Source organism: Flavobacterium pectinovorum, from assembly GCF_900142715.1.
GTDB lineage: Bacteria > Bacteroidota > Bacteroidia > Flavobacteriales > Flavobacteriaceae > Flavobacterium > Flavobacterium pectinovorum.
This window is the reverse complement of record NZ_FRBX01000005.1, coordinates 60,088-74,904: the sequence shown is the minus strand read 5'-3', so window position 1 is coordinate 74,904 and position 14,817 is coordinate 60,088. Positions and strand designations below refer to the sequence as shown.

The 14,817-nt window shown below is 33.6% G+C and carries 16 protein-coding genes; 3 read left to right on the top strand and 13 right to left on the bottom strand.

Annotated features, from left to right (window positions below; translation table 11 throughout):
* Positions 1–23 precede the first annotated feature (23 nt).
* Complete coding sequence (locus BUE22_RS17170; RefSeq protein WP_073396917.1) at positions 24–1,547, top strand: GH3 auxin-responsive promoter family protein; 1,524 nt, start codon at positions 24–26, stop codon at positions 1,545–1,547.
* Positions 1,548–1,784: 237 nt separating this feature from the next.
* Here the strand turns inward: BUE22_RS17170 and serB are convergent, their stop codons facing one another.
* From serB to BUE22_RS23930, 7 genes are all read right to left on the bottom strand, one after another.
* A complete protein-coding gene (serB, locus tag BUE22_RS17165) occupies positions 1,785–3,014 on the bottom strand; it encodes a phosphoserine phosphatase SerB (protein WP_073396914.1) in 1,230 nt (409 codons plus the stop codon).
* A gap of 226 nt (positions 3,015–3,240) precedes the next feature.
* On the bottom strand, positions 3,241–3,687 hold the full coding sequence (locus tag BUE22_RS17160) for a VOC family protein (protein WP_073396911.1): 447 nt from the start codon (positions 3,685–3,687) through the stop codon (positions 3,241–3,243).
* 71 nt (positions 3,688–3,758) lie between these two features.
* Complete coding sequence (locus BUE22_RS17155; protein WP_073396908.1) at positions 3,759–4,196, bottom strand: SRPBCC domain-containing protein; 438 nt, start codon at positions 4,194–4,196, stop codon at positions 3,759–3,761.
* A 7-nt stretch (positions 4,197–4,203) separates the two neighbouring features.
* Positions 4,204–4,614, bottom strand: coding sequence for a VOC family protein (locus BUE22_RS17150; protein ID WP_073396904.1), 411 nt, complete (start codon positions 4,612–4,614; stop codon positions 4,204–4,206).
* Positions 4,615–4,757: 143 nt separating this feature from the next.
* Positions 4,758–5,162 carry an SRPBCC family protein gene (locus BUE22_RS17145; protein ID WP_073396901.1) on the bottom strand — a complete coding sequence of 135 codons (405 nt, stop codon included), beginning with the start codon at positions 5,160–5,162 and terminating at the stop codon, positions 4,758–4,760.
* Positions 5,163–5,192: 30 nt separating this feature from the next.
* Positions 5,193–5,603: an SRPBCC domain-containing protein gene (locus BUE22_RS17140; protein WP_073396898.1), complete on the bottom strand. Its 411-nt coding sequence runs from the start codon at positions 5,601–5,603 to the stop codon at positions 5,193–5,195.
* Positions 5,604–5,773: 170 nt separating this feature from the next.
* On the bottom strand, positions 5,774–6,028 hold the full coding sequence (locus BUE22_RS23930; RefSeq protein WP_243396788.1) for a VOC family protein: 255 nt from the start codon (positions 6,026–6,028) through the stop codon (positions 5,774–5,776).
* Positions 6,029–6,158: 130 nt separating this feature from the next.
* On the opposite strand from BUE22_RS23930, the gene BUE22_RS17130 reads away from it, so the two are divergent.
* Positions 6,159–7,124, top strand: coding sequence for a GlxA family transcriptional regulator (locus BUE22_RS17130; RefSeq protein WP_073396896.1), 966 nt, complete (start codon positions 6,159–6,161; stop codon positions 7,122–7,124).
* Positions 7,125–7,347: 223 nt separating this feature from the next.
* Here BUE22_RS17130 and clpX read toward each other — a convergent pair whose 3' ends face one another.
* From clpX to BUE22_RS17105, 5 genes are all read right to left on the bottom strand, one after another.
* Positions 7,348–8,580 carry an ATP-dependent Clp protease ATP-binding subunit ClpX gene (clpX, locus tag BUE22_RS17125; protein ID WP_073396894.1) on the bottom strand — a complete coding sequence of 411 codons (1,233 nt, stop codon included), beginning with the start codon at positions 8,578–8,580 and terminating at the stop codon, positions 7,348–7,350.
* Between the two features lie 182 nt (positions 8,581–8,762).
* Complete coding sequence (clpP, locus tag BUE22_RS17120; protein ID WP_073396892.1) at positions 8,763–9,437, bottom strand: ATP-dependent Clp endopeptidase proteolytic subunit ClpP; 675 nt, start codon at positions 9,435–9,437, stop codon at positions 8,763–8,765.
* A gap of 322 nt (positions 9,438–9,759) precedes the next feature.
* Positions 9,760–11,082 carry a trigger factor gene (locus tag BUE22_RS17115; RefSeq protein WP_073396890.1) on the bottom strand — a complete coding sequence of 441 codons (1,323 nt, stop codon included), beginning with the start codon at positions 11,080–11,082 and terminating at the stop codon, positions 9,760–9,762.
* 113 nt (positions 11,083–11,195) lie between these two features.
* A complete protein-coding gene (locus tag BUE22_RS17110) occupies positions 11,196–11,543 on the bottom strand; it encodes a phage holin family protein (protein WP_042565688.1) in 348 nt (115 codons plus the stop codon).
* A gap of 53 nt (positions 11,544–11,596) precedes the next feature.
* Entirely contained in the window at positions 11,597–12,361 is a 765-nt protein-coding gene (locus BUE22_RS17105) for an alpha/beta fold hydrolase (protein ID WP_073396888.1), read from the bottom strand.
* A 201-nt stretch (positions 12,362–12,562) separates the two neighbouring features.
* Between BUE22_RS17105 and BUE22_RS17100 the strand changes: the two genes are divergently transcribed.
* Entirely contained in the window at positions 12,563–13,909 is a 1,347-nt protein-coding gene (locus BUE22_RS17100; protein WP_073396885.1) for a hypothetical protein, read from the top strand.
* Between the two features lie 53 nt (positions 13,910–13,962).
* Here the strand turns inward: BUE22_RS17100 and BUE22_RS17095 are convergent, their stop codons facing one another.
* Positions 13,963–14,814: a DUF4249 domain-containing protein gene (locus BUE22_RS17095; RefSeq protein ID WP_073396882.1), complete on the bottom strand. Its 852-nt coding sequence runs from the start codon at positions 14,812–14,814 to the stop codon at positions 13,963–13,965.
* Positions 14,815–14,817: the final 3 nt, after the last annotated feature.

Sequence of the window (14,817 nt, the reverse complement as noted above, 5' to 3'; positions counted from 1 at the left end):
AAATCTAAAATCTAAAATTTCTCATGCCCTTATCAATTATCAACTCGTTCGCCTCCTGGGTTCTCAAACAAAGAATTCACCAAATAGAACTCTTTCTGAAATACCCTAATGAAGTTCAGGAAGAACTGTTGCACAATTTATTAATGGCATCTGAAAATACTGTTGTAGGAAAACAGTATGATTTTGCTTCAATCAACTCTTATCAGACTTTTGCGGAAAGAGTTCCGATTGCGAGCTATGAAGAATTACAACCTTTGATTGAACGCACACGTCAGGGCGAACAAGGCGTTTTTTGGGAAACTCCTATCAAATGGTTTGCAAAATCGAGCGGAACAACCAATGCTAAAAGCAAATTTATTCCGGTTAGTAACGAAGCTCTCGAAGATTGTCATTATAAAGGAAGTAAAGATTTGCTTTGTTTGTATTTGAATAATAATGAAGATTCTGAATTGTTTTTGGGAAAAAGTCTTCGCTTAGGCGGAAGTTCTCAGATTTACGAAAACAACAATACTTATTTTGGAGATTTATCGGCTATATTGATTGAAAACATGCCAATTTGGGCTGAATTTAGTAGTACGCCAAGTAATAAAACTTCGTTGATGAGCGAATGGGAATCTAAAATCGCTGCTATTATAAATGAAACTAAAGTCGAAAATGTAACCAGTTTTGCCGGAGTTCCGTCCTGGATGTTGGTTTTAATGAATAAAGTTTTAGAGAATACCGGTAAGGAAAGTCTATTGGAAATCTGGCCAAATCTTGAGGTTTATTTTCATGGCGGCGTGAGTTTTTCTCCATACAAAGAACAATACAAAAAAATCTTGCCTAGCAAAGATTTTAAATATTACGAAATATACAATGCTTCTGAAGGCTTTTTTGCAATTCAGGATTTAAATAATTCCAGCGATTTATTGCTGATGCTGGATTACGGCATTTTCTACGAATTTATTCCGATGGATACTTTTGGGACTTCAAACCAAAAAGTTATTTGTTTGGCCGATGTAGAACTGAATAAAAATTACGCGCTCGTTATTACGACCAATTCAGGCTTATGGCGTTATTTAATTGGCGATACAGTTCGTTTTACTTCATTAAATCCGTACAGAATTAGAGTTACAGGAAGAACAAAACATCACATCAATGTTTTTGGCGAAGAATTAATGGTCGAAAATACAGATCAGGCGATTGCCAAAGCTTGTCAGATTACCCAAACTGAAGTTATAGATTATACGGTTGCCCCTATTTTTATGCAGGACAAAGAAAAAGGCGCACACGAATGGATGATCGAATTCAAGAAAAAACCAGCTGATGTTGGTCTTTTCCAAAAAGTTTTGGATGAAACTTTACAAACTTTAAATTCTGATTACGAAGCGAAACGTTATAATAATATGACACTAAATCCTTTGGTGATTAATGTAGCGCGTGAAAACTTATTCTACGATTGGTTGAAAGAAAGAGACAAACTTGGCGGTCAGCATAAAATCCCGAGACTTTCGAATCAGAGAGATTATTTGGAGGAGTTGAAGGAAATGTGTGTGCTTAAACACTAATTTCACGAATTTTCACGAATTGATTTGTTGCTAAAATGCAATTAAAAAACGCTAATTCCACTAAATTGCATGAGGGATAGAAGTGGAAATCCTTTTTGTCCGCCGCGGCGGACAAAAAGATTGAAACGGATAGCCCGACCCGGAGGGACATGCCCATAAAAAAACCTTAATTCTGATTTGAACTAAGGTTTTGTTTTTAAGTACTATTTGTGTTTTCTCCTTCGAAATAACAAAAAACTACATCATATCGATATAACGGTCGTGATATCCTAAAAGGTATAAAACACCGTCAAGACCTAAACTTGAAATTGAATTTGAGGCGCTTTCTTTTACTTTTGGTTTGGCGTGAAAAGCGATTCCCAGACCAGCTAAATTGATCATTGGTAAATCATTAGCCCCGTCACCTACTGCAATTGTTTGGTTGATGTGAATTCCTTCTTTGGCTGCAATAGCTGTAAGGTATTCGGCTTTCTTTAAACCATCTACAATATCACCTATATATTTACCAGTTAATTTTCCGTCTTTTATTTCAAGTTGATTGGCGTGAACGTAATCTATACCTAATTCTTTTTGCAGGTATTCTCCAAAATAAGTGAATCCTCCGGATAAAATTGCGGTTTTGTAACCGTAATATTTTAAGGCTTTCATTAAACGATGTGCTCCTTTTGTTATAGGTAGATTTTCGGCTACTTTTTGTAAAACGTCTTCGCTTAAACCTTCTAACAAAGCCATTCGTTGTTTAAAACTTTCGTTAAAATCGATTTCTCCATTCATCGCAGATTCTGTGATGGCTTTTACTTGTGCGCCCACTCCGTTTAGTTCTGCTAATTCGTCTATAACTTCGGCCTGAATTAAAGTCGAATCCATATCGAAACAAACCAAACGCCGGTTTCTTCTGTAAATATTGTCTTCCTGAAAAGAAATATCGACATTTAAAGTTCTTGAAATTGCCATAAAATTGGCAGTCATTTCAATCTTATTTACTATTTCGCCGGTTACAGATAATTGTATGCAGGAACGCGGATATTCTTCTTTTTCGACAACAGAAGTTCTTCCGGTCAATCTTATAATGGAATCAATATTTAAATTTTGATCTGATAATATTTTGGTTACCGCAGCAAGCTGTGCAGCAGTTAGTTTTTCGCCCAAAACATTTATAATATAGCGTTGTCTGGATTGAGATTTAACCCAGGTTTCGTAATAATCTATAGAAATAGGAATGAATTTTACTTTAACTTCTAATTCGTAAGCTTTAAAAAGCAAATCCTTAAGCACTGGACCAGAACTTGAGCCTGCTTCTATTTCGAACAAAATCCCTAAAGACAATGTATCGTGAATATCCGCCTGGCCTATATCAAGGATAATAGCATCGTAAGCAGCTAATACCGATGTTAATCCGGCTGTTACACCCGGTTTGTCATGCCCTGAAACTTTAAGTAAAATAATTTCTTTGTCTTCTGTTGCCATTTTATGCTTATTGATTTTCGAAGCGACAAAAATCGGCAATCTATTTATGATAAAAAAGTATATTCTTTGTTTTTTTGTAGAGAAAAAACACAAATCAACATGTAAGTTTTAAGTAATTTAACATTTAACAAAAGTTAATTGTAATGTTTTTTCCGCCACGAATTCAGGAATCATTTTTAGAATTTTATTTGAATAAAAATTTGTGAACTCGTGGCGGATAAACTAATTATTTATTTGGTTCGTTTACATCGAAATTGACCATCCAGCCTACGCCGAATTTATCTGTGAACATTCCGAAATATGCGCCCCAGAAAGTATTATCCATCGGCATAAAAACGTTTCCACCTGCTGAAAGTCCGTTGAATATTCTGTCTGCTTCTTCTTTGCTTTCTACGTTGATTGAAACTGAAAAGTTTCCGCCAAATGTTACATCTCCCGATTGTTCGTTACTGTCGCTTCCCATTAAAATGGTGTTTCCAATTGGCAAAGAAACGTGCATTATTCTGTTAGCATCTTTTTCTGAAAATTCTGCACAGCCTCCGTCTTCGGCAGCCGGCATATCTTTAAATTTTCCTATATACGGAAATTCACCTCCAAAAACTGATTTGTAAAATAGAAATGCTTCTTCACAATTTCCATTAAATATTAAATAAGGGTTTACTGATGTTGCCATGATATTTTTATTTTTATTTTTGTTTGTTTGTTTGTTATTGTAATCTATTTCTTTCTTCTATTTTCTTGTCTCTATTTTTCAGAAAGTTCTTTTACTGTTTCTAATCCTTTCGGAAACGCTTCTTTAAAATAATCGATATATTTCTCTACTACGTCAACTTGAGCTGTCAAATCTGTAAACTCGTCATCTTGCGTTAAACGATATGTTTCCATTGCGCCGCTCCATTTTTTCGTCTCTTCATCAATAGGCAGTTCTTTAAAGTCTTTTATTTCTCCTATATGTTTGAAAGCCATATATTCATTTGGAATTTTCTTTTCGATAATACTATTCATTCCTTCTCCGTTTGGAGACATAAAATGAATTTTATCACCTTCGTTCCAATCACTTACTGCATACGAGCCTTCGCAAAAAGCTCCTGTCCATTTTTTATAGGTTTCTTCATTCCATAAAACAGCCCAAACGGTTTCTACCGGAGCTTTAATTCTGATTTTAAATTCTAATGTTTCCATATCTAATTTATTTAGGCATTTTACTAAAATCCATATACAAGATATTCCAGCGATGACCATCTAAATCTGCAAAAGCGCTGCCATACATCCAGCCTTGGCTTTCTGCAGGTTTACTAAAAACGGTTCCGCCGGCTTCTTTTACTTTTTCTGTGAACTGATCAACTTCTTCTTTGCTTTCAGCATCAATCGAAATCAATATTTCCGAACTTGATTTTGTATCTGTCAACTTATTTTGAGAAAAACTGGCAAACAAAGATTCTTCAAAAAGCATTACTGCAAATTTCCCTTCGCCAACAATCATACAGGTTGAACTTGGCGTGTCGTGTTTTTCATTAAAAGAGAAACCTATTTTTGAGAAAAAAGCTTTTGATTTTGCCACCTCTTTTACCGGCAAATTCAGCCAAATTTGTTTCGTCATTTTCTTTACTTTTAAATTAATAAACCATATAAGTTACATAAGATAATTTAAGTTTTGCCTGTTAAATTTCATCTCGCGCAAAGTCGCAGAGTCGCAAAGAAAATTTAAAAACATAAACTTTGCGCCTTCGCGACTTTGCGCGATTAATTTACTTCGACATAACTTTTAAAGTTGTCCAAAATTGCCTGCCAGCCGCCGCGTTGCATTTCTTCGGGGTTTTGTGTTTCAGGATCAAAACTTTCCGTTACTTCTACTCCATTTGAAGTTGCTGCAAAACTAATTTCAACCTTTCTTCCGTCAGCCATAACATATTCAATGGTTTTATTTTTTTCTACCAAAGTATATTCGCCTTCAAAATCAAAACTCATACTGCCATCTTTTGCGGCCATCGTCGATTTAAATTTTCCGCCCTCTTTCAAATCATTTTCTGCATAAGGTGTATGCCAATCCGGCGAGGCGAAACTCCATTTTGTAATGTGTTCAGGTAATGTCCATAATTCCCAAACTTTGTCTATTGATGCATTTATTGTACTTTTTACTGTTATCATTATTTATTATTTTATAATTTATTAATTGGTTTACTCTTTAAAATTTTCAACGTACTTTTTAAAATTTTGAATAATTGCAGTACAAAATTGTTCTTCCATATCTGCTGAATCTTTTGTTGTTGGCTCAAATGTTTCGGTAAGTTTTACATGATCACCACTATTTTCAAAACGAACATTTGCCGTTCTGTTATCCAAAAGCTGATATTCTATCCATGAAAATTTTTCGATTTTAGTATATATGCCTTCAAAATCAAAACCATCGCTTCCATCTTTAAGAGCCATTGTAAATTTGAATTTTCCGCCTGCTTTCAAATCATTTTCTACATATGGTGTATGCCAGTCTGCAGAAGCATTATTCCAATTCATAATATGTTCTGGCAATGTCCACAGATCCCAAACTTTTTCTATTGAGGCATTTATTTTATTTTGAACTTGTATCATATTACAGGCTTTAATTTATACTTCGCTTGGTATTTTACTTTCATCCATATAGAAAATCTCCCAATGATGTCCGTCTATATCCAGGAAAGTGCGTTGGTACATCCACCCATAATCCTTCGTTTCCACATATTCTGTTCCTCCTGATCGAATCGCTTTTTCCATTATTTCATCTACTTTTTCACGAGTTTCAAAAGATAGGCAATAAGAACTTCGCTTGTTGTCTCTGCATTGCAAATTTCTTTGTTGGTAAATGTTGCATAAAACTCTTCAACTAAAAGCATTGCATTTATATTTTCGCCAATAATTAAACAAGTTCCTTTGTTATTTGTAAATTGTGGATTGAACGAAAAACCCAACTCAGTAAAAAATGAAATGGATCGATTTAAATCTTTTACCGGAAGATTTATGAAAATTTTTGTTGCCATGATATATAAAATTACAAATTATCAAAACAAATTTAAAGTTAAATAACAAGGCTTGCATTACAAAAAAAGTCATCTTTAGGGGCATTTAAGACAATTTTTCTATTTTTGTAATAACCATAAATGAAATACCATGACTAAGAAAACAGCTTTAATTGTACCTCACTACTATAAATTATTAAGTATAGCAGCTATTTTAGAAGTTTTTGAAACTGCTAATAAATTAAGTAATGGTCCGGAAAAGCCTTTTGAAATTATGGTTTTTCAATCGGCGGAACAAATCAAAGAAAAATTTTTATTTGGTTATGAAGTAAATTCAATCGAAGATTCTGATAAACTTTTAGACCTCATTTTAATTCCGGCTTTTACTACGGATGATATGAGTGAGATGATCGCAAAAAATAAAAATTTTATTCCGTGGCTGCAAAAACAGCATCAGGCCGGAGCCGAATTAGCCAGTTTTTGTACGGGTGCTTTTTTGTTTGCAGCTTCGGGTTTACTTAACGAAAAACTGGCAACAACACATGTCGATGCCTGCAGTGCTTTTACGAAAGCATTTCCGTTGGTAAAATTAAAATCTGAAGAAACCTTAACGGCCGATGGAAGTTTATACACAAGCGGAGGTTCGACTTCATCTTTCCATCTATTGATTCTTTTGGTTCAGAAATATTGCGGAAATGAAATTGCTGTTCAAATCGCAAAGATCTTTTCTATTGATTTAAACCGATACAAACAAAGCTATTTTAGCACCTTCAGACCCAATCATTTACACAACGATTCTTTAGTTGCCATGCTGCAGCAAAAAATAGAAAGCCAATATCATTCTATTGAAAAGTTGGAAGAAATAACAAAAGATATTCCCACAAGTGCCAGAAACATGACACGCCGATTTAAACAAGTAACCGGAATTCCGCCAATTGAATATTTGCAAAATATACGTGTAGAAAGTTCTAAGAAATATTTGGAACAAACGCAGCTTTCAATTTCTGAGATAATCGAAAAAACGGGCTATAATGATCCAAAAGCTTTTAGAAAAGTGTTTTTTAAAATGGTGGGCATGAAACCAATTGAATATCGAGAGAAGTTTAGGGTTCAGTAATTTTTTCAGAAGCAGGAAATTTTAAACACGAATTTCACGAATTTGCACAAATTTCAATCGTTAATTAACTTTGTGAAATTAATTTCACAAACGAATTAGTGACAATTAGTGAAATTCATGTTGTTTTTATAATTTTCAAAAAAAAAACCTGCTCAAATAAATGAACAGGTTTGATATTAAATCTTTGTCAAAGTTTAAAACTTGACAAAGCTGTATTTAGAATTTACGAAGCAATTTCCATTCTCTTCAATAAATTTTTACTTAAAGTATGTTCTGCGTAATCTTTATCAATTGTCAAAACTTTATCGTCTGAACTTGGTAATTCGTACATAGCATCTGTTAGAATTGCTTCGCATAACGAACGCAATCCACGAGCACCTAATTTGTATTCTAAAGCTTTATCAACAATAAAATCTAAAGCTTCATCAGAAATACTGAATTCTACTTCGTCCATCATAAACAATTTTTGATATTGTTTGATTAACGCATTTTTTGGCTGAGTCAGAATGGCACGCAATGTTTCTCTATCTAAAGGATCCATGTGTGTTAAAACTGGTAAACGACCAATAATTTCAGGAATCAATCCAAAATCTTTAATATCTTTTGGAATGATATATTGCAACAAATTGTCTTTGTCGATATTATCAACATTTTTAGAAGTAGAATATCCAACTGCCTGACGGTTTAAACGTTTAGAAATAATACGTTCTACTCCATCAAAAGCACCACCTGCAATAAACAGGATGTTTTGGGTATTTACCTCCACAAATTTCTGGTCCGGATGTTTACGTCCTCCTTTTGGTGGCACGTTTACAACTGTTCCTTCTAATAATTTCAATAATGCCTGTTGAACTCCTTCTCCAGAAACGTCACGTGTTATAGATGGATTATCGCTTTTGCGGGCGATTTTATCTATTTCATCAATAAATACGATTCCTCTTTCTGCTTTGGTTACATCATAATCAGCAGCTTGTAATAAACGTGTCAAAATACTTTCAACATCTTCACCTACATAACCTGCTTCTGTAAGCACTGTCGCATCTACGATTGCCAAAGGAACGTCTAACATTTTTGCGATAGTTTTTGCTACCAATGTTTTTCCTGTTCCGGTTTGACCAACCATAATGATGTTACTTTTTTCAATCTCTACTTCGTCGTCTAATTGCTGTTGCATTAAACGTTTGTAGTGATTGTAAACCGCAACCGACATTACTTTTTTAGTCTGATCCTGTCCAATAACATATTGATCTAAGAAAGCTCTGATCTCTTTTGGTTTCTTTAAAATTAAGTCCCCAACCAGTTTAGCGCTTCCGCTTGATTTTAATTCTTCTATTACAATTCCGTGTGCCTGTTCAATACACTTATCACAAATGTGTGCATTAATACCTGCAATCAATAAATTGGTTTCTGGCTTTTTTCTTCCACAAAACGAACATTCTAATACTACTTTAGCCATTCTTTTTTTATTACTAAGCTGCAAAGTTACTAAGTTTCTGAGAGTTTTCAATAAAACCTTTAAAACTTAGTAACTTATTAACTTATATTTTTGTTTCAAGTCTTAAAAAGGTTTCAAATTTCAGGTTTCAAGTTGCTATTGTTAACTTGAAACCTGAAACTTGAAACATAATAAACTAATTTTTAGCTTCTTCTTAAAACTTCATCAATCATTCCGTATTCTTTTGCTTCGTCAGCTTTCATCCAGTAATCGCGCTCACTGTCTTTGTGCACTTTATCAAAAGTTTGTCCTGAATGTTGAGAGATAATATGATATAATTCATCTTTTAGTTTCAACATTTCGCGTAAGTTGATTTCCATGTCTGTTGCAACACCTTGTGCTCCTCCAGATGGCTGGTGAATCATAACTCTTGAATGCGGTAAAGCTGAACGTTTTCCTTCAGCTCCTGCGCATAATAAAACGGCTCCCATTGAAGCTGCCATACCGGTACAAATTGTAGCTACGTCTGGTTTGATGTATTGCATCGTGTCATAAATTCCCAAACCTGCGTAAACGCTTCCTCCTGGAGAATTTAGATAAATTTGAATATCTTTTGAAGCATCAGCACTTTCTAAGAATAATAATTGTGCCTGAACGATATTTGCGATTTGATCGTCGATACCAGTTCCTAAAAAGATAATTCTGTCCATCATTAATCTTGAAAACACGTCTAATTGAGAAACGTTCAACTGGCGCTCTTCGATAATGTATGGAGTCATGTTTGTTGGGTTCATTGCCGCTACGATTTTATCGTAGTACATTGCGTTTACTCCCTGGTGCTTTGTAGCAAATTTTTTAAATTCTTTACCGTAGTTCATATTTTATGTGTCTAAGTTTTACTTAATTTTTGGTATTATATTTTATTTCCCACAAAGGTCATACCCTTTTATAAAGAATGTCAATATGTCTTATTTCTAGCCCAGATAGCAGTGAAAAGCTTTTTGAAATGACAACTATTTTTTGTTGGTAGAAAAAAGCGACCAGCGGAAGCTCTTTTTTTACCTTACAAAAAAAGGGAGGCATGAAAAAACTTGTAACGGATAGCTGGATTAGCTCCTGAAAAGTAATCAAAAAATAAATTAAAACAAAAGAGCGTCAGGAAAAAACTTCCTGACGCTCCAAATACTATTATCTTAGAAATTATTCGCCGTAAGAAGCTGCAATAAATTCTTCATAAGTTACTTCTTTAGTTGTTGGATTTGCTTTTTCTTTAAACACTTCTAACAATTTTTCAGCAACAACCTGCTCAGAAAGTCTTTTCACTTCTTCCTGGTTAGATAAAACTCTAGCCACGATTCCTTGTACTTCTTCGTCAGTTGGGTTTGTTTGTCCAAATTGAGCCATTTGTTGTCTGATAGCGTTTGTTGTAAAAGCTTTCAAATCTTCAAATGTAATTTGGATATTACTTTGTGCCATTGCTTTTCCTTCAATTAATTGAAAACGTAATCCTTTTTCAGATCTTGCGTATTCAACTTCAGCTTCTTCTGCAGAAAGTTTTTTCTCTCCAACAGTTTGCAACCATTTTTTAAGGAATTCAGCCGGTAAATCAAATTTTGTGTTTTCGATCAGGAAATCCTGAACGTCTAACAATAATTTTTGATCTGCCTGCTGTGCGAATTGAGCTTCAGCATCTTCTTTAATTTTAGCTTTTAAATCTTCAAGAGAAGCTACTTTTCCTTCACCGAAAAGTTTATCAAATAACTCTTGGTTTAATTCTGCCAATTCTGCTCCGTTGATAGCTTCGATAGTAAAGTTTACTTCAACATCTAAACCGTGAACATCATCATGAGATACTTTTAAGTAATCCATTAATTGGTGGTCATCTTCAAATAAACCTTTTGTGCTTACAGTAACAACATCTCCAACTTTTTTACCGATGAATTTGTCACCTGCTTTTTTGTTGAATGTAGAAACTGAAATTGTAGTTGTATTGTCGATACCTTTTTCTTCATTAGAGAAAGTTCCTGTCAAATCAGAATCAGCATCAACTTTATCTTGTGGAATTGCTTTTCCGAATTGTTTTTGGATACGCTCAACTTGTCCGTCGATTAATTTATCATCAGCTGTAACGATATATTTTACGATATTGTTTTTAGCTTCTAAGTCAATTTCAAAGTTTGGTACTAAACCAATTTCGTATTCGAAAGTTAGTTCTTCAGCATCCCAATCAAAGTTTTCGTTTTCTTTAGCAAGAGGAGTTCCTAAAAGATTTAATCTTTCAGATTGAACAAAACGCTCTAAAGCCAAATCAACTACTTTTTTAACTTCTTCCTGCTTAATTGCTTTTCCGTATTGTTTTTCAACAAGGTCTTTAGGAACTTGTCCTTTTCTAAAACCTTTAACGGTAGCCAAAGGCATTTTTTCGTTTATTCTTTTTGCTACTTGACCTTTGTAATCCATGTGAACAACTGTCATTACAATTGTTTCATTCACAGCGTCTGTTGCTACTCTTTTAATATCCATCTTCTTCTTTAATTTACGTAATAAAATTGGGTTGCAAAATTATAAAATTTTTGCAACCCAGCCAAGTTTTTAATCTATTGTATTTGAAGACGTTTTAAACGTCATTTCTATTTTTATTTTTTATCGTCTCCTAGAATTTTGTAAGTAATAGACTGAAGAATAGACAATATGACACTAAAGATTAATGCTGTCCAAAAAGAATCTACCGCAAAACCTCCAACTATATTGGTACACAATAAAATAATGATCGCATTTATAACCAGTAAAAACAAACCTAAAGTAATCACCGTTACCGGCAAAGTCAGGATAACTAAAATTGGTTTTATAAAAAGATTTAGCAATCCTAAAACCACTGCAACAATTACAGCTGTACCAAAACTTGCTACATGTACGCCTGTCAAAAGATTAGCAAGTAATAAAACCAAGGCTGCAGTAACTAGAAGTCTAAGTAATAATTTCATATTTATTTTAATTTAAAATTTTAATAAAAGTAATAAAATATTTGCTAAAATGACTATTCCTTTAAAAAGGCAGTTGTCAATTCAAAAAACATTTTAGGGTTTTCGGCATGAAGCCAATGGCCGGCATTTGGAATTGTTTCTACTTTTAAATCAGGGAAGTGTGTACGAATCTGATCAAGATCGGCATCCTGAACATAACCGGAATTTCCTCCGCGTATAAATAATGTTGGCTTTTCGAAAACCAAATCATCCGGCAAAGCTTTTCCGATGGCATCAAGATTATTATTGAAAACTTCGAGATTGAATCTAAACGCCAATTGTCCAGGTTCTTTCCAGTATAAATTTTTCAATAAAAACTGACGTGTTCCAAAATCAGAAACATATTGCGCAACAATTTCCTCAACATCGTTTCGACTTGGTTTTACGGAAAAATCAACTGCATTTAATCCTGCTAAAATATCCTGATGATGTTGTTTATAAAACTTCGGACCAATATCTGCCACAATCAATTTATCTACAATTTCAGAATGTGTTGTTGCAAAAAGCATCGCTACTTTCCCTCCCATCGAATGTCCTAAAATATCTATCTTACTTAATTGATTGGCCTGGCAATATTCGAAAACATCCTGAACCATAGCTTCGTAACTCCATTCATCTGAATGAAAACTGCGTCCGTGGTTTCTTAAATCTAAAATATGAACCTGAAATCCGGCTTCTACATATTGCCCGGCAAGTGTTTTCCAATTATCAGACATTCCCAGAAATCCGTGCATGATGATGAAAGGTTTCCCTTCGCCTTCTATTTTTGAGTATAACATTTATATATTTTTAAGCTTATTACAAATGTAAAAAACTTATTTATCAATATAAGTGGAAAAATTTTGAAGAAATCATTTTATTGTAAAAAAAGCGTATCGTTTTACGGTTTCCCGTAAACAAAGAACAATCTGAAAGTGTATATTCGCGCTCAGAAATCAACCCAAAATTTGATTCAAATCATTTAATTAAATACCACTCCTATGATTAAAAAATTCCTTTTATTATCATTAGTTGCTTCTCAACTTATGATTTCATGTTCTAGTGATGACAGTCCGGAAACTGACCCTGTTGTAATTGACCCTGTTGTACCTGAGCAAACTTTGGCAGAACAAATTGCTAACATTATCAAACAGCCTTATTCTAAATTGACTCCTACAGAGCAAAAAGTAAAATTAGAGGCAGAAGCTAATGAGATGTTGGTTCAGCTAGACAAAACTAAAAAATTAAGTGCAATTGAAACAATTGAAAACTTAAACAGATTATTAGACGTTAGTCCTGTTGATATTTTTAACGGAAAAAACGATAATGAAGTAGAAGATATTATCAATGTTGCTGGAGTTTACGGAATTTACACTTGGGATAATACCGGTAAAGTTTGGGTAAAAACAGCTTCGACTTCAGAATTAAAATTTGTTTTTCCTGCTAAAGAAACTCAAACTACAAATAATGCTACATTCTCCAGCAAAAGTGTTTCTTCAGATATTAAAGTTAAAATTGAAGATACTTATGATTGGCAATCTGGAGTAAAAACAAACGATTATGTTTTCTTACCAACTTCAGCAGATGCAACTTTAACAATCGACAATACTGCTGTAGCTTCATTTACACAAACTGCAAAATATTCTAACGGAAAAGAAGTTCCTAATGAGTTTGCCTACAAAATGACTCTAAGTGATGGTTATACATGGGAAATGAGTGGTGTTAAAGCTACAGAAAACACTTCAAAAGGTGCTCTAACTTATAACGGTAAAACTTTACTTTCATTTAACTCAGGAAGCAATGCGAGTATTGATGCTTTAATGACTAACGACGAATTAGTACAATATAGAGGTAAAGCAAACGGATTAGTGCAACTTTTAGACAATTTTCTAATTATTGCTGATATGGACTTAGCTATGGCAGCAGCTGACGAAATTGCTTTAGAAAAAACAATGGTATATTCTGATTACGGAACTAAAAACCATTATGCAGATGAAAATTCAAACAACCTTAAATATTCTCAAGGTACTGTTGCAAGTTTCAATAAAAACTCAAAGTTAATTTTAGTATCTAAAAAAGACGGAACTAAAATTGCTGATATTGTTCAGCACTCTGAAAAAGCAGACACCTATACCTATAATATCAAATGGGTAACTGATGCAACTGCAAGCAATGGAGGTTACTGGGCTTATGACGACAACTCGACTGTAACTGTTAATTATTACAACGAAGTTTATTACTTAAAATTCGGAGATAATACAGAAGTAGAAATGGGAGCTTATTTCTCAACAGGATTTAGCAGCTTCGAAGCTAAATTTGAAGAATTCATCAAAGCTTTTGAGAACTAATTATTGCTTTAAAGCATAACATAAATCCGGTTTGAAATAATTTCAAACCGGATTTATTTTTTTGGAGGCGTTTTAACAATTATCGTACTTTGCCCATATCCCGCCCAAATACCAATACCTCCTTTTATATTGGATTTTAAACTTGTATTTGATGGATAAATTGGGTTTTTACTATTTACAATTTCATTTTGCCAACTGTTCCAGAAATCCAAAGCTTCTTTGTTTTGGGTTCTTAGTTTCACATAAATTAAATCTCCATCAGCAAAATATGGCGTAAACTTTGTTTTTGGAAAAAGCAAAATTCCTCTGTTTACCTGTATAGAGACATTTGATGACGTGAAATTTTTATCATCTAAATTTCCATAGAACGCCGGAACAAAAATCGGTTCTTCTGTATCAATTTTTGTAGCAACCTGATAATAGTTTTTATCTTCTAAAGGATCATCAAATTTTACAAAAACATAACCTGTTGTATCTGTAACATTCTTTTTTACATACTCGGCACTTTTAAGCTCCACTGTTTTAGGTATAGTGGTTACAGCTTCGACAACACGATTTAAATATTCTATCTTTAGCGAATACTCTTTTCCAGCTTCACCTTTCAAAGTTGTTCCGTAGTATACAAAGGGCGGAACTCTGTTTTTATCATTTTTTACTCTTAAAACTTCTGAAGTCTGACCATCAGAAATTGTAATTTTTGCCGACCGAATGACATGATTCAAAACATTTGTAGAGTCAATTACATCTGTAACCGGAATACTGCTTGAAAGCAAAACCTGAGCATAATCTCCTTCTTCTATCCAGCCTTCTACAACAATTTTAGATTCGATACTTTGTTCGCTAAAATCATCTTTAGAGCAGCTCATTATTATTAAAGCAAAAAGAAATAATAAATATTTTTTCATCTT